This window comes from Streptomyces sp. NPDC104096 (assembly GCF_055584385.1).
In genome coordinates this window covers 67,482-81,734 of the sequence record NZ_JBVJMD010000007.1, presented here as the reverse complement: position 1 = coordinate 81,734, position 14,253 = coordinate 67,482, and the positions used below count along the sequence as shown (strand labels likewise).

At 71.0% G+C, this 14,253-nt stretch carries 14 protein-coding genes; 10 read left to right on the top strand and 4 right to left on the bottom strand.

Annotated features, from left to right (window positions below):
* Positions 1-25 precede the first annotated feature (25 nt).
* From ACZ60B_RS10570 to ACZ60B_RS10530, 9 genes are all read left to right on the top strand, one after another.
* On the top strand, positions 26-1,864 hold the full coding sequence (locus ACZ60B_RS10570; protein WP_469385625.1) for an SCO2524 family protein: 1,839 nt from the start codon (positions 26-28) through the stop codon (positions 1,862-1,864).
* Between the two features lie 2 nt (positions 1,865-1,866).
* Positions 1,867-2,784, top strand: a complete 918-nt coding sequence (locus ACZ60B_RS10565; protein WP_469385754.1) for an SCO2523 family variant P-loop protein — start codon at positions 1,867-1,869, stop codon at positions 2,782-2,784.
* A complete protein-coding gene (locus ACZ60B_RS10560) occupies positions 2,781-3,764 on the top strand; it encodes an SCO2522 family protein (protein WP_469385624.1) in 984 nt (327 codons plus the stop codon). Before ACZ60B_RS10565 ends, ACZ60B_RS10560 begins: the two co-directional genes overlap by 4 nt.
* Before the next feature lies 1 nt (position 3,765).
* Complete coding sequence (locus ACZ60B_RS10555) at positions 3,766-4,749, top strand: SCO2521 family protein (protein WP_469385623.1); 984 nt, start codon at positions 3,766-3,768, stop codon at positions 4,747-4,749.
* A 39-nt stretch (positions 4,750-4,788) separates the two neighbouring features.
* Positions 4,789-5,775 carry a hypothetical protein gene (locus tag ACZ60B_RS10550; protein ID WP_469385622.1) on the top strand — a complete coding sequence of 329 codons (987 nt, stop codon included), beginning with the start codon at positions 4,789-4,791 and terminating at the stop codon, positions 5,773-5,775.
* A 74-nt stretch (positions 5,776-5,849) separates the two neighbouring features.
* Positions 5,850-6,599 carry a DNA repair protein RecO gene (gene recO / locus ACZ60B_RS10545; protein ID WP_351601675.1) on the top strand — a complete coding sequence of 250 codons (750 nt, stop codon included), beginning with the start codon at positions 5,850-5,852 and terminating at the stop codon, positions 6,597-6,599.
* Between the two features lie 31 nt (positions 6,600-6,630).
* Positions 6,631-7,473: an isoprenyl transferase gene (locus tag ACZ60B_RS10540; protein WP_469385621.1), complete on the top strand. Its 843-nt coding sequence runs from the start codon at positions 6,631-6,633 to the stop codon at positions 7,471-7,473.
* 60 nt (positions 7,474-7,533) lie between these two features.
* On the top strand, positions 7,534-8,874 hold the full coding sequence (locus ACZ60B_RS10535) for a histidine-type phosphatase (protein ID WP_469385620.1): 1,341 nt from the start codon (positions 7,534-7,536) through the stop codon (positions 8,872-8,874).
* Positions 8,875-8,952: 78 nt separating this feature from the next.
* Positions 8,953-9,486: a YcxB family protein gene (locus ACZ60B_RS10530; protein WP_469385619.1), complete on the top strand. Its 534-nt coding sequence runs from the start codon at positions 8,953-8,955 to the stop codon at positions 9,484-9,486.
* Positions 9,487-9,516: 30 nt separating this feature from the next.
* Here ACZ60B_RS10530 and ACZ60B_RS10525 read toward each other — a convergent pair whose 3' ends face one another.
* The 4 genes from ACZ60B_RS10525 to ACZ60B_RS10510 are packed head-to-tail and all read right to left on the bottom strand — an operon-like array spanning position 9,517 to position 12,657.
* The gene (locus tag ACZ60B_RS10525; RefSeq protein WP_469385618.1) at positions 9,517-9,936 is read right to left on the bottom strand and encodes a Fur family transcriptional regulator; all 420 of its coding nucleotides are present in this window, start codon (positions 9,934-9,936) and stop codon (positions 9,517-9,519) included.
* A 59-nt stretch (positions 9,937-9,995) separates the two neighbouring features.
* Positions 9,996-10,898 (bottom strand): metal ABC transporter permease, encoded by a 903-nt coding sequence (locus tag ACZ60B_RS10520; RefSeq protein WP_469385617.1) that lies wholly within the window; start codon positions 10,896-10,898, stop codon positions 9,996-9,998.
* Positions 10,898-11,665, bottom strand: a complete 768-nt coding sequence (locus ACZ60B_RS10515; protein WP_469385616.1) for a metal ABC transporter ATP-binding protein — start codon at positions 11,663-11,665, stop codon at positions 10,898-10,900. The genes ACZ60B_RS10520 and ACZ60B_RS10515 overlap by 1 nt, the downstream gene beginning before the upstream one ends.
* Before the next feature lie 20 nt (positions 11,666-11,685).
* Positions 11,686-12,657: a metal ABC transporter substrate-binding protein gene (locus ACZ60B_RS10510; RefSeq protein WP_469385615.1), complete on the bottom strand. Its 972-nt coding sequence runs from the start codon at positions 12,655-12,657 to the stop codon at positions 11,686-11,688.
* Positions 12,658-12,850: 193 nt separating this feature from the next.
* On the opposite strand from ACZ60B_RS10510, the gene ACZ60B_RS10505 reads away from it, so the two are divergent.
* Positions 12,851-14,233, top strand: a complete 1,383-nt coding sequence (locus tag ACZ60B_RS10505; protein ID WP_469385614.1) for a glycine--tRNA ligase — start codon at positions 12,851-12,853, stop codon at positions 14,231-14,233.
* The last annotated feature ends 20 nt before the right edge of the window (positions 14,234-14,253 follow it).

The window sequence follows — 14,253 nt, the reverse complement described above, 5'->3', positions numbered from 1 at the left end:
GCACCTGTGTGAGGGGGCATGGGGAATGCAGATCAAACCGCGCGCGCAGCTTCTCGACGTATGGCAGGCCATCGCCGGCCATACCTTCGAGAGCGGCGAGTGGAACTGGGGTGAATGGGGCGGCCGCAGCAGCGTCGCCGACGCCGAACGCCTGCTCTGTCTCATGTATCCCGCCACCGAGATTCCCGAATTCGGCCTGGACAATCCCGACGTCACCGAGGAGGACGTGGAGCAGGCCCTCAAGGAGGCGGGGGACGCCACCGAGATTCCCGGGAACCTGGTCCGGGTGCTCAACGAGTTCATGGCCAAGCACCACGGCGGCGACCTCGGCCCCACGTTCGCCGGCGGCTACTACTTCCTCCCGGCGGACCCCGAGCAGGAACTCACCAAGGAACAGCGGGAATTCGGGGTCGTCGACTCCTTCTCGATGTCCGTCACCCTGTGCCTGGCCACCCTCGGCTTCCTGCGGGTCTACCGGACGAGAACGACCCGCGCCGAGACGCAGAGACTGATCCAGGGGCTCTGGGACACCACCAGCATGCGGCTCACCTCCGCCATGGTGAGTCTGCTGCGCTCCTTCACGGTCAACGTCTTCGAGGTCGACTCCTCCCAGGGACAGGCCATGTGCCGCCTCCTCGGCCGGGGGCGCGCCTCCGACCGGGTGGTGCTCCAGCGGTTCCAGGACCGCTTCAAGGCACTGCGCGCCGTCGTCGGCGAGAACCTGACCCTCGGCGTCGAGGTCGAGGAGCAACTCCGCAACGAGAACCGTCTGTTCGAGTGCGGCTGGGCCTGGAGCCTGGTCAAGGACGCCCCCGAGGTGGAGACCACCGACGACATCGGGGCCCAGCCCCCCGGCGCCGCCGACGCCGTCCCCTACCTCTACTTCACCGTCGTCGCCCTCGACGGCATCCAGGACCTGTTCTCCGACCGCACCCTCACCCTCGCCCTGCTGAATCCCGAACAGCAGCGGCTGGCCGAGGCGTTACGACTGCGGTGGGAGATCACCCAGCAGTACTGGTCGGGCATCGCCCGCTTCGGCGACGACCGCTGGCCCCTGGAGGACATCCCCTGGCGGACCACCGGCCAGCAGCTCGAGTCGGAGTACTTCTCGCTCTGCGTGGCCTCCATCCTCGTCCACGACCTGGTCCGCCGCCGCGCCACCGACGACGACCTCGCCCGCACCGTCGACGTCATGGAGCGGCTCGCCGAACGCGGCCGCATCACCAGCCGGGCCACCGACGACGATCCGGCGGTCCGCCTGCACAACCCTGGCGTCTCGCTGCCCCTGCTCGGCAGCGACCGGCACGGCCCGGCCATGCAGTGGGCCATGACCGACTTCTCCGCCCAGCTGCTCAAACGGACCATCCAGCTGTGCTCCCTGTCCCGCAACCTCGCCTCCCGCGACCGGCTGCTCCAGCTCGCCGAGGACATCCTCGGCCACCTGTGGCGGCGACGCGTCGGTGAGGGCGAGGGCGCCGGCCTGTGGGACAACGTCCACGCGGTCTATCCCAGTTCGCAGGAGCGCACCGGACCTCTGTCCTGGAGCATCACCGAGCGCGTCACCGAGTGCATGGTCGCCGCCTCCCAGCTCTACGACCAGTCGCCCATCCGCAGCACCGAACTGACCTCCCTCGCGCGGGCCCTGCTCAGCGAGGCCACCCACCTCCTGGGCAAGGAGCAGATGAAGCCCGCCCCGCCGGCCAAGAGCCGCGGCGGCGAGGAACTGACGAGCGTCGTGGCGGACCTGCGCCGCGCCCGCCTGGTCCTCGACAACCAGCCGGGCACCGCCTGCGCCCTCGCCTACGGGGTGCTGCGCAGGCTCGACACCCTGGCCCGGGCCAGGGACACCGGTTCGGGGGTGTGACCGTGCTGGTCTTCGCCGCCTCCGACAAGGGAGGCACCGGCCGCTCGGTCACGAGCGCCAACCTCGCCTACCGCAGAGCCCTCGACGGGGTCGACGTCTGCTACCTCGACTTCGACTTCGGCTCGCCCACCGCCCCGGCCGTCTTCGACCTGCCCGACGTCCTCAAGGAGGCCGAAGGGTGCGGCCTGCACTCGTATCTGAAAGGCGAGACGGGGGAACCGATGCGCGTCGACGTCTGGGCGCGCACGGAGCATTACGTCCTGCGCGACAAACCCGATCGCTCCGGACGGCTCGTTCTGCTGCCCGGGGACCGCAGCGGCGGCGAATTCGTCACCGACACCGAGAACCTCCACCGTTGCGTGGATCTGATCCTCCGTCTGAAGCGCGAATTCCACGTGATCGTCGTGGACCTGAGCGCCGGCCGCAGTTACGCGATGGACCTGGCACTCGCGGCCACCGCGCAGGAGGAATTACGGCGCATCAAGGCCCGCTGGCTCGTCTACCACCGCTGGACCCGCCAGCATGTGACGGCAGCCGCCGAACTCGTCGGCGGCAGACAGGGCATCGTGAGCGCCGGCGAGGCCATGGGACACGACCGGCAGACCCTGCTCGGCTCCATCCGTTTCGTACGGGCGGCCGTACCCGATCTCAAATCGCCGCTGTGGTCCCAGGTGCCGCCCGCCCAGTCGTCGTGGATGCACGAGTACAACAAACAACTGGAGACCATTGCCGCGGATCTGGGCATCGGCAGAAGCAGAGTTCTCGGATCGGTGCCGCTGGAACCCGTTCTGCAATTGCGCGAACAACTCATCACCGAACAGGACGTGTTCGACAGCGGGATCGCCAACGTCGAGACCTGGAAGGCGATGGGCAGACTCGCCGAACGGCTGGCCGACGACAAGTACTGGGGGCAGCTGTGAGCGAAAGCGGAGCCGTCTTCCAGGAGACCAGTGCCCAGCCGCGCACCGAGGCCGTGCCCTTCTCCCATCTGTCCCTGGAACTCGGCCACTTGTACATGGAGGACTTCGCGGAGGGCCCCGAGCGGCTGTACCACCACTTCACCGCCGTACGGCCCTGGGTGCAGGCCGCGCTCGCCTCGGTGCCCGCGCTCCCGGACGGCAGGCCGCCCCGGGTGAGCACCTGCTTCCTGATCGACGACTACTTCAGCCGCCTCGCCACCCCCGCCGAGCTCCTGCCGCCCCTGCTGAAGGCGGCCGAGCGAGCGGGCCTGGGCATCGACTACCTGGCCCGTGAGTCCGGCTGCGCCCGCACCGACCCGAGGCGGCCGGAGCGCGGCGGACTCGCCGACGCCGTCCTGGACCGGCTCGTCGAGACACCGCCGCCCGGCAGCAGGGGCTTCCGCCCGCCCCTCGGCCGCACCGGCTGGCTCAGCAACGGCCGCCGCGCCCCCGACCGGCGCACCACGGCCGCCCTCGACACCGCGGCCGCCTGGCAGCCGCCCAGCGAGACCGGCGCCCGCGGCCACTCCGTCTTCGTCGACGTCGAACTGTGGCAGGAGCAGACCGGCGGCCGCGTCTGGTCCTGCGCCTTCCTGGCCGCCGTGTGGCAGCTGGCCCGCCTGGGGCTGCTGCGTGACAAGGGCGACGCCGTACTCGTCCCCGAGACCCGGGACGGCGCCGCCTTCCCCGAGGACTGGGACGCCCTGCCGAGCCTGCTGCGGCTCGACCCCTCGGCGGCGCCCTTCACGGCCTACCGCACGTGCAGCGTTCTCCCGTCCCGCTTCCTGCCCGTCGAGCACGCGGTCCGGGTCGTCCTCGAACAGACCCAGGTGGACGCCGGAGCGCAGGAGCAGGTCGTCGCGCGGGCCGCCGCCGAGGGCCACCCCGTGCCGGAGGGCGTCGTGGAGCGCACGTCCTACGTGTTCCCGCCGGGGCTGTGACATGGGCGCGACGGGGGAGACGGAGCGCCGCCCGCAGCTCGCCTGCGGCGAGGTGCGCACCTGTCTGCTGCCGTGCCGGGACGCGGTGGGCGCGGCCGTCTCCGAACGGCTGCTGCGGCTGCGCGCCGACGAACGGATCCGCACCTCGAAGCGCCCCAACCTGTACGTGGTCTCTCCCGAGGTGCTCACCGGCGTCGACTGCCGGCTGCCCACCGCCACCCGGGCCAAGGCCCGGGTGGTCGGCACGGTGGCGGCCCGCGCGAGCCTCACGGAGGGCCGCGTCCTGCAGGCGTCGGCGTACTTCTCGGCCCCCGCGGCGGGCCCGGACCGGCGCCGGCCGTGGGGCTACTACCTGGTCCGGCCGGGCGTACTCGTCCCCGTCGGCAGACTCCCCGCCACCGCGGCCGCGCACGGCTTCCTGGCCTACGACCGGACGCCCGGCGGCGACGAACTCGACGTCGGCTCCATGGCCGAGGGCCTCCTCGGCACGGTCTCCCGCAACCGGCTGCTCGCCGACTACGACGTGCCCCTCACCTCCCGTACCACCAGCCTGCGTTGGGCCGCGCTGCCCGCGGCGGCGGGCGCGGGCGTGTCGCTCGAACGCTTCACGGTCGCCGAAGGAGGGGTGCGACTGGTCGAGTTGAGGGTGCCGGACGGCATCGAACCCACCGCCGTGGCCCGGCTCGCCGAGGATTTCGCGGTGCACGACTGGTTGTTGACGACCGTCGTCGACAAACTCGACGGCATCCGGATCGGATCCGCGGACGGGGCAGCCGCGTTGAAGGTGCTGGGCCCGCTCGTCGACCATCTGCTGCACCTGTGGATGCCGAGAGCGCGGGTGGACCGAAGGCTCGTCGCCCTGTGGGACGTACTCGAGGACGACCCCGGCTTCAGCCGGCAGTGGCACACCCAGGTGCAGCGGGTCCGGGACCAACTCGCCCTGCGGGCCGCATCGGCGCAGCGAGAGTCCCTCATGGCGCCCTGACCGCGCACAGCAGCTCGATCCTGACGGGGGAGAAACGAGATGAACGCTCCGATATCTACGCGGACCAACAGCACGACGGCCGGCCGAGGGGACCGGGGATCCGACGAAAGCGCGCGTTCGCTGCTGCGCAAACTCCTGATCACCGTGGCGACGGGGGGTGGGGCCTACGTGCTGACCAACGTCATCTCCCCGGGCCCGGACGACCTGTGGCGGGTGGTGCTGTCCGTCCTGTTCGGCGGGGCGATCCTGATCGTCCAGTTCATGATCACCTTCGCTCAGCAGCTGGGCGAGCTGCGCGGGGTGGTCGAGCAGCGCTTCGTGGACATCGGCGAGGCGACCAAGCTCTTCAACGAGGTGGAACAACTGCGGGGCGACGGCGTGCCCCGGCTGGCCGAGCACGCCACGAAGGTGGTCGCCAACGGGCCCAAGATCCTGCACGACTTCGCGGGCCAGGAGATCGAGCGCCTCGCCGGGTACATGTACAACTTCGCCAATCTCAACGCCAAGTCGCCGGGCGAGAACCACGACTGGCTGCTGACGCTCACCAAGTGCGCCACGACCTCCATCGACGCCATCAGCACCTCGCCCGTCGACGGCGACTTCTGGAACAGCGAGCCCGCCGGCCGGTATCTGGAGGCACAGCGTGTGGCGATCGACGACCCGCAGCGCAGGGTCAAGGTGCGGCGGCTGTTCGTGGTGAAGCAGCCCGAGGACATCGCCACCCTCGACGAGCTCTGCGAGGAGCAGCGGAGCATCGGCATCGAGGTGCGGGTCGTGGCCCTGCCGCACCTCCCGATCAACGCCCAGCGCGGCAAGATGATCGACTTCATCATCTTCGACGGCGCGCTGTCCTACGAGATCACCGCGGACCAGATGGGCGTGCCCTCCTGGACGACGGTGGACGCGACCGAGAAGGAGGTGCAGGAGCGGGTCAAGCGCTTCGCCGAGCTGTGGGGCATCAGCCAGAACGGGTTACCGGACTCCGTGCGGACGACGACGACCCCGCCCGAGCCGGGCGCCTCCTGACCGCCGCATCCTGACCGCAGCCTCCTTCCGGGCTCCGTCCCCGGAGCGCATCTGCCGTAGGCGACAATGGGCCCATGAGTCTGTTCCGCGACGACGGCATCGTGCTGCGCACCCAGAAGCTGGGTGAGGCGGACCGGATCATCACGCTGCTCACCCGTGGTCACGGCCGGGTGCGGGCGGTGGCCCGCGGGGTGCGGCGTACGAAGTCGAAGTTCGGGGCCCGTCTCGAACCCTTCTCCCACGTGGACGTGCAGTTCTTCGCGCGGGGCAGCAGCGAGCTGGTCGGCCGCGGGCTGCCGTTGTGCACCCAGAGCGAGATCATCGCCGCGTACGGCGGTCCGATCGTCACCGACTACACCCGGTACACCGCCGGGACGGCCATGCTGGAGACCGCCGAGCGCTTCACCGACCACGAGGGCGAGCCGGCCGTCCAGCAGTACATGCTGCTCGTCGGCGCCCTGCGCACCCTCGCCCGGGGCGAGCACGCCCCGCATCTCGTCCTCGACGCGTTCCTGCTGCGCTCCCTCGCCGTCAACGGCTACGCGCCCAGCTTCGACGACTGCGCGAAGTGCGGAATGCCCGGACCCAACCGTTTCTTCTCGGTGGCCTCCGGGGGCTCCCTGTGCGTGGACTGCCGGGTGCCGGGAAGTGTCGTACCCTCACCGGCGACCCTGGAGCTGCTCGGCGCGCTGCTTACGGGAGACTGGGAGACCGCGGACGCCTGCGAGCCGAGGCACGTCCGGGAGGGCAGCGGGCTGGTGTCCGCCTACCTGCACTGGCATCTGGAACGCGGGCTGCGCTCGCTTCGGTACGTTGAGAAATAAGCCGTAGGCCGTAAGAGGAGACGAGAAGCACATGGTGGTACGCGGGTTCCTGGGACGCCAGCGCCGCGAGTACAAGGCGCCGGAGCCGCACCCGTCCGGCGCCCGCGCGCCCAAGCTCCCCGGCGAGCTGGTCCCCAAGCACGTGGCGATCGTCATGGACGGCAACGGCCGCTGGGCCAAGGAGCGGGGGCTGCCGCGCACCGAGGGGCACAAGGTCGGTGCCGAGCGCGTGCTCGACGTGCTCCAGGGCGCGGTCGAGATCGGCGTCGGCAGCATCTCCCTGTACGCCTTCTCCACCGAGAACTGGAAGCGCTCGCCCGACGAGGTGCGCTTCCTGATGAACTTCAACCGCGACTTCATCCGCAAGACCCGCGACACCCTCGACGAGCTCGGCATCCGGGTGCGCTGGGTGGGCCGGATGCCCAAGCTGTGGAAGTCGGTCGCCAAGGAGCTCCAGATCGCCCAGGAGCAGACCAAGGACAACGACGCGCTCACGCTGTACTTCTGCATGAACTACGGCGGCCGTGCCGAGATCGCCGACGCGGCCCAGGCCATGGCCGAGGACGTGAAGGCGGGCCGGCTCGACCCGTCGAAGATCAACGAGAAGACCCTCTCGAAGTACATGTACTACCCGGACATGCCGGACGTGGACATGTTCCTGCGCCCGAGCGGCGAGCAGCGCACCTCCAACTACCTGATCTGGCAGAGCGCGTACGCCGAGATGGTGTTCCAGGACGTGCTGTGGCCGGACTTCGACCGCCGCGACCTGTGGCGGGCCTGCGTCGAGTTCGCCTCGCGCGACCGGCGGTTCGGCGGCGCGATCCCGAACGAGGAGCTGCTGGCGATGGAGGGCGGGGACCCGGCCGCCGAGTAGCGTCGCCGACGGCCACCTCGGGGCCACCGGGGGTTCACGGCGGTCGTCGACGATCCGTCCATGAGACGCCTGACTCCCACCCTCACGCTGGCGGTGTGCGCGCTGCTGGTCACGGTCCTGCCCGCGCGGGCCGCGGACCGGCAGCCCGCCCACCTCGACAGCTACGGCACCAAGGCTCCGTACTCCGCGCAGCAGAACCCGCGCGCCTACCGGCGGCCCCCGGCCGGCTTCACCCCCGTCTTCACGGAGAACGTCTCCCGGCACGGCTCCCGCGCCGCGACCGACAGCGAGGACGGCGACCTGGTCCTCGCGCTCTGGGACCGGGCGCGGGCGGAGGGCCGGCTCACCCGCGCGGGCGAGGCGTTCGGCCCCGAGGTGCGCGCCCTCGAGGCCGCCATGGCCGAAGTCGGCTACGGCGCTCTCAGCGGGCGCGGCAAGCAGGAGATGCGGGACACGGCGGTCCGCACGGCCGAGCGGCTGCCGTCCCTGTTCACGCGGATCGCCGTGGACGGCGAGCGGATCGACGTCGTCAGCTCGGGCCAGGGCCGGGCCGTCGACAGCGGCACCCTCTTCACCGCGGCGCTCGCCGCCACCGACCCGGCGCTGGCACCGCTCATCGGCCCGGTGCGCACCGACAAGGACCTGCTCTACTTCCACAAGGCCGCCGGGGGCGCCGCCTACCGCGACTACCTCGCGAACGACCGGCGGCTGGCGGACACGCTGGCGGACATCACGGACCGGCCAAGGACCCACGAGGCCGCCCGCCGGGTGCTGCGCGGGATCTTCACGGCCGACTTCGTCGAACAGCTCCCCGACGCCGACCGGGTCGCCGCCGCGCAGGCCGTCTACAACCTGTACGCCATCGCCCCCGCGATGAGCCAGGAGAGCCCGGACGGCAAGGGTTGGCGGACGGAACGCTGGATCTCCACCCGGGACGCCGCCTGGTTCGGATACCTGGGCGACGCGGAGGACTTCTACGAGAAGGGCCCCGGCTTCGCGGACAGCGACATCACGTACGGCATGGCCGGTGTGCTGCTCGACGACTTCTTCCGGCAGGTGGAGGCCAAGCGGGACGGCACCAGCGACCTGGGCGCCGAACTCCGCTTCACCCACGCCGAGGAGATCATCCCGCTGGCCGCCCTGATGGGCCTGCCGGGCAGCACCCGACCGGTCACCGCCGACCGGCCCTACACCTACGCCGCCAACCCCTGGCGGGGCGCCTCGGTGGCACCGCTGGGCGCGAACATCCAGTGGGACGTCTTCGCCAAGGGCGGCCGCTACCTGGTGCGCATGCTCTACAACGAGAAGGAGACGGCCTTCAGGAAGGGCTGCCGCCCGATCGCCGCGGGCAGCACGTTCTACGACCTCGACGAGCTGGAGCGCTGCTTCGACCGTCAGTGATCACCGATGGTCGCCTTTCGGTCGTAGATGATCGTCTTTCGGTCGCCCGCTGTACGATCCCGCCTCATGGTCATGGACATGGATACAGGCACGGGGCGGGACGCGGCACCGGAGACGGTCGAGCTGACCTACCGGCTGACCACACGGGACTTCAGCCAGGTGCTGTGGGAACGCCGACGGTTCAGCAGGTCCGGGCGCCGCGGCAACCTGGTGATCGGCCTGCTGTTCTGCCTGGCCGCCGTGCAGGCCGCCGCCGGGGCGGCCGGCGCGGCGGTGGACCTGTTCCTGACGGTCTGGCCGGCCGTCAGCGCGGTCGTGCTGCTGTTCATACCGCGGATGCAGGCGCGCGCGGTGCAGCGGACGGCCGCCCGCAACGGTGTCTTCCGCGCGGCCGTGACGGACGACGGGGTGACGGTGACCACGGACCACGGCTCGTCCACGGTCAACTGGTCGGGACAGCCCCGCTACCGCGAGAGCGCGGAGCTGTTCACGCTCTACAGCGACGACAGGAACGCGACCTGCTTCACGCCGCTGCCCAAGCGGGGTCTTTCGGACCCCGCCGACGCCGACCGGCTGCGGGCGATGCTCGACCGCCATCTGACGCGCGTCTGACGGGCACCCGTCGGACCGGCGCCCGCCGGCTCAGCCCTGCCGAGGCTGCGCGCAGTCCGCGCAGGTCCCGAAGATCTCCACCGTGTGGGCCACGTTGACGTAGCCGTGTTCCGCCGCGACCGCCTCCGCCCACGTCTCCACCGCCGGGCCCTCCACCTCCACCGCCTTGCCGCACACGCGGCAGACCAGGTGGTGGTGGTGCTCGCCGCTGGAGCAGCGGCGGTAGACGGACTCGCCGTCGGAGGTGCGCAGGACGTCGACCTCGCCGGCGTCGGCGAGGGACTGGAGGGTGCGGTAGACCGTGGTCAGACCGACCGAGTCGCCCTTGTGCTTGAGCATGTCGTGCAGGTCCTGGGCGCTGCGGAACTCGTCGACCTCGTCGAGCGCCGCCGCGACGGCGGCGCGCTGCCGGGTGGAGCGGCCCTTCACGGGCGGTCCAGCGGTCGTCACGGGGTGCCTCCTCACGTCTGCGCCTGCCGGGCCATTGTGCCAGCCCGGCCTGCCCGTGGTCAGACGCCGACCGGGCCGTCGGCCCCCCGGCTGGCCGGAATCGCGCACTCTGCCGGGTCGCCCGCGGGCTGGGCCGCGGCGAGGGCGCGGGCGCGGCGCCGGGCCAGCGGCGCGGCCAGCGCGGTCAGCGCCAGGAACGCCGCGATGGTCAGCAGCACGATCGTCGCGCCGGGCGGGACGTCCTGGTAGTACGAGGTGACCGTGCCGCCGATCGTCACGGTCACGCCGATGGCCACGGCGATCGCGAAGGTCGCCGCGAAGCTGCGGGTGAGCTGCTGGGCCGCCGCGACCGGCACCACCATGAGCGCGGACACCAGCAGCAGGCCGACCACCCGCATCGCGACGGTCACCGTGACCGCCGCGGTGACGGCCGTCAGCAGGTTCAGCGCCCGCACCGGCAGCCCGGTCACCCGCGCGAACTCCTCGTCCTGGCTGACCGCGAAGAGCTGGCGGCGCAGCCCCAGGGTGACCAGCACGACGAAGCCGGCGAGCAGGCAGATCGCCGTCACGTCGGACTGCGACACGGTCGACAGCGAGCCGAAGAGATACGACGTCAGGTTGGCGTTCGAGCCCGTCGGCGCGAGGTTGATGAACATCACGCCGCAGGCCATACCGCCGTAGAAGAGCATCGCGAGGGCGATGTCGCCGCGGGTCCTGCCGTACCAGCGGATCAGCTCCATGAGGACCGCGCCGAGGACGGAGACGGCCGTCGCCATCCACACCGGCGAGGCGTTCAGCAGGACGCCGAGGCCGACGCCGGTCATCGCGACATGGCCGAGGCCGTCGCCCATCAGGGCCTGGCGGCGCTGGACGAGGTAGATGCCGACGGCGGGCGCGGTGACACCGACCAGGACGGCGGCGAGCAGGGCCCGCTGGACGAAGGCGTAGTCGAGGAGTTCCATCAGCTCAGCAGTCCCGTGCGGATCGGTTCGGCGCCCGCCGGAGCGTGCGGGTGGACATGGTCGTGGCCGGGCAGCGCGTGCTGGCCGACCGCCTGCGGGGGCGGGCCGTCGTGCAGGACGCAGCCGTCGCGCAGTACGACCGCCCGGTCGATCAGGGGCTCCACCGGGCCCAGTTCGTGCAGCACCAGCAGGACGGTGGTGCCCTGGGCGACCTGCTCGCCGAGGGTGTGCGCGAGCACCTCCTGGCTGGCCAGGTCGACGCCGGCCATCGGCTCGTCCATGATCAGCAGCTCGGGTTCGCAGGCCAGGGCGCGGGCGATCAGCACCCGCTGGTGCTGGCCGCCGGACAGGGCGTCGACGGAGTCCTTCGCCCGGTCCGCCATGCCGACCAGTTCCAGGGCCCGCCGCACGGCCGCGTGGTCGGCCTTGCGCAGCAGGCCGAAGCGGGCCCGGGACAGCCGGCCCGAGGCGACGACCTCGGTGACCGTCGCGGGCACCCCGCTCGCGGCCGTGGTGCGCTGAGGTACGTAACCCACCCGCCGCCAGTCGCGGAAGCGGGCGCGCGGGGTGCCGAACAGTTCGATCTCGCCGGCGCTGACCGGCACCTGGCCGATGACGCTGCGCACGGCCGTCGACTTGCCGGAGCCGTTGGCGCCGAGCAGCGCGACGACCTCGCCGCGGCGGACGGTGAGGTCGATGCCGCGCAGGACGGGTCGCGCGCCCAGCTCGGCGCGGACGCCGCGCAGCGCTATGACGGCTTCGCTCATGGTTGCTTCCTCCGTGGGGTTCACTCGGCGCCCAGCGCGGTGCGCAGCGCCTCGAGGTTCGCTTCCTGGACCGAGAAGTAGTCCGTGCCGCGGGACCGGTCCGTGATGCCCTCGATCGGGTCGAGGACGTCCGTGCGCAGACCCGCGTCCCTGGCGATGGTCCGGGCCGTCCGGTCGGACACGAGCGTCTCGTAGAACACGGTGGTGACGCCGTCGGCCTTCGCCATCGTCTCCAGGTCCTTCACGCGGTTCACGCTCGGTTCGGACTCGGGGTCGAGGCCGCTGACGGCCTCCTCGGTGAGGCCGTAGCGCTCGGCGAGGTAGCCGAAGGCGGCGTGCGTGGTGATGAAGACCTTGGAGCCGGCGCCCGCCAGGCCCTCGCGGAACCGGGTGTCGAGCGCGCCGAGCTTCTCGACCAGGGCCGCGGTGTTCCTGCGGTAGTCGGCCGCGTGCTTCGGGTCCGCCTTCTCGAAGGCCGCGCCGACGCCCCGGGCGACCTCGGCGTACTTCACCGGGTCGAGCCAGATGTGCGGGTCCTTGCCGGACGCTTCGTCGTGGTCGTGGTCGTGGTCGTGGGTGTCGTGCTCGGCCGCGTGGCCGCCGACCTCGGTGCCGTGCCGCTCCAGCGTGGTCAGGGCGGCGGCGTCGATCTTCGTCCTCGTCTCGGACTGGGCGACGACCTCGTCCACGGTGGGCTGCAGGCCCTTGAGGTAGAGCACCGCGTCGGCCTCCTCCAGCCGCACCCGCTGGCGGACGCTGACCTCCAGGTCGTGCGGTTCCTGGCCGGGCTTGGTGAGGCTGGTGACCTGCACATGGCCGCCGCCGATCCGCTCGGCGAGGAAGGCCATCGGGTAGAACGACGCGACGACGTCGAACTTCCCGCTGCCGGCGGCCGCCGCGCGGTCGGTCGTGCAGGCGGACAGGCCCGCGAGCCCGAGGGCGCAGGCCACGGCGATCGCGACCCCGGATATGTGCCGTCGTCGTACGTTCATGACAGTCATTTTCAACAAACATGGAAACCGTTGTCAACAAGCGTGCCGACGAGGGCCCGGCGAGGGCCCGATGAGCCCGGACGGCCGTCGGAAGCAGGCCCGATTTGATTGAGGGGGAGCCCCCGCCGGTACCCTGAAGCATTCGCTGGAAGCTTCTCGCTTCGCCGCCCGTCGTCCTTATGAAGAGAGCACCGTGGCCGCCGACAAGATCGACACCATCGTCAGCCTGAGCAAGCGCCGTGGCTTCGTATTCCCCTGTAGTGAGATCTACGGCGGCCAGCGCGCCGCCTGGGACTACGGACCGCTGGGCGTCGAGCTCAAGGAGAACCTGAAGCGCCAGTGGTGGCGCTACATGGTGACGTCGCGCGAGGACGTGGTCGGCCTCGACTCGTCCGTGATCCTGGCCCCCGAGGTGTGGGTCGCCTCCGGTCACGTCGCCACGTTCACGGACCCGCTGACCGAGTGCACCTCGTGCCACAAGCGGTTCCGTGCCGACCACCTGGAGGAGCACTACGAGGCCAAGCACGGCCGCCTCCCGGAGAACGGCCTCGCCGACCTCAACTGCCCGAACTGCGGCAACAAGGGCACCTTCACCGAGCCCAAGCAGTTCTCGGGTCTGCTCTCCACCCACCTCGGCCCGACGCAGGACAGCGGCTCCGTCGCCTACCTGCGCCCCGAGACCGCCCAGGGCATCTTCACCAACTTCGCCCTGGTGCAGGGCGCCTCGCGCAAGAAGCCGCCGTTCGGTATCGCCCAGATGGGCAAGTCCTTCCGCAACGAGATCACGCCCGGCAACTTCATCTTCCGCACCCGCGAGTTCGAGCAGATGGAGATGGAGTTCTTCGTCAAGCCGGGCGAGGACGAGCAGTGGCAGGAGTACTGGATGGAGCAGCGCTGGAACTGGTACACCGGCCTCGGCATGCGCGAGGAGAACATGCGGTGGTACGAGCACCCGCAGGAGAAGCTCTCCCACTACTCCAAGCGCACCGCCGACATCGAGTACCGCTTCCAGTTCGGCGGCAACGAGTGGGGTGAGCTGGAGGGCGTCGCCAACCGCACCGACTACGACCTCGGCGCGCACTCCAAGGCCTCCGGCCAGGACCTCTCCTACTTCGACCAGGAGGCCGGCGAGCGCTGGACCCCCTACGTCATCGAGCCCGCGGCCGGTGTCGGCCGCGCGATGCTGGCCTTCCTCCTCGACGCCTACATCGAGGACGAGGCCCCCAACGCCAAGGGCAAGCTGGAGAAGCGCACGGTGCTGCGCCTGGACCACCGCCTGGCCCCGGTGAAGGTCGCGGTCCTGCCGCTGTCGCGCAACCCGGAGCTGTCCCCGAAGGCCAAGGGCCTGGCCACCGCCCTGCGGCAGCACTGGAACATCGAGTTCGACGACGCCGGCGCCATCGGCCGCCGCTACCGCCGTCAGGACGAGATCGGCACCCCGTACTGCGTGACCGTCGACTTCGACACGCTGGACGACAACGCCGTGACCGTGCGTGAGCGCGACTCGATGAAGCAGGAGCGCGTCTCCCTGGACCAGATCGAGGGCTACCTCGCCGGCCGCCTGGTCGGCTGCTAGGTCCCACGCGCCGGAAGTTC

Bases quoted from the DNA above. Each gene is read 5' to 3' on its own strand.
- ACZ60B_RS10555 (WP_469385623.1), top strand. From the start codon at position 3,766: ATGGGCGCGACGGGGGAGACGGAGCGCCGCCCGCAGCTCGCCTGCGGC.
- ACZ60B_RS10510 (WP_469385615.1), bottom strand. From the start codon at position 12,657: ATGAACGTACGACGACGGCACATATCCGGGGTCGCGATCGCCGTGGCC.
- ACZ60B_RS10550 (WP_469385622.1), top strand. From the start codon at position 4,789: ATGAACGCTCCGATATCTACGCGGACCAACAGCACGACGGCCGGCCGA.
- ACZ60B_RS10520 (WP_469385617.1), bottom strand. From the start codon at position 10,898: ATGGAACTCCTCGACTACGCCTTCGTCCAGCGGGCCCTGCTCGCCGCC.
- ACZ60B_RS10540 (WP_469385621.1), top strand. From the start codon at position 6,631: ATGGTGGTACGCGGGTTCCTGGGACGCCAGCGCCGCGAGTACAAGGCG.
- recO (WP_351601675.1), top strand. From the start codon at position 5,850: ATGAGTCTGTTCCGCGACGACGGCATCGTGCTGCGCACCCAGAAGCTG.
- ACZ60B_RS10535 (WP_469385620.1), top strand. From the start codon at position 7,534: ATGAGACGCCTGACTCCCACCCTCACGCTGGCGGTGTGCGCGCTGCTG.
- ACZ60B_RS10515 (WP_469385616.1), bottom strand. From the start codon at position 11,665: ATGAGCGAAGCCGTCATAGCGCTGCGCGGCGTCCGCGCCGAGCTGGGC.
- ACZ60B_RS10570 (WP_469385625.1), top strand. From the start codon at position 26: ATGCAGATCAAACCGCGCGCGCAGCTTCTCGACGTATGGCAGGCCATC.
- ACZ60B_RS10530 (WP_469385619.1), top strand. From the start codon at position 8,953: ATGGATACAGGCACGGGGCGGGACGCGGCACCGGAGACGGTCGAGCTG.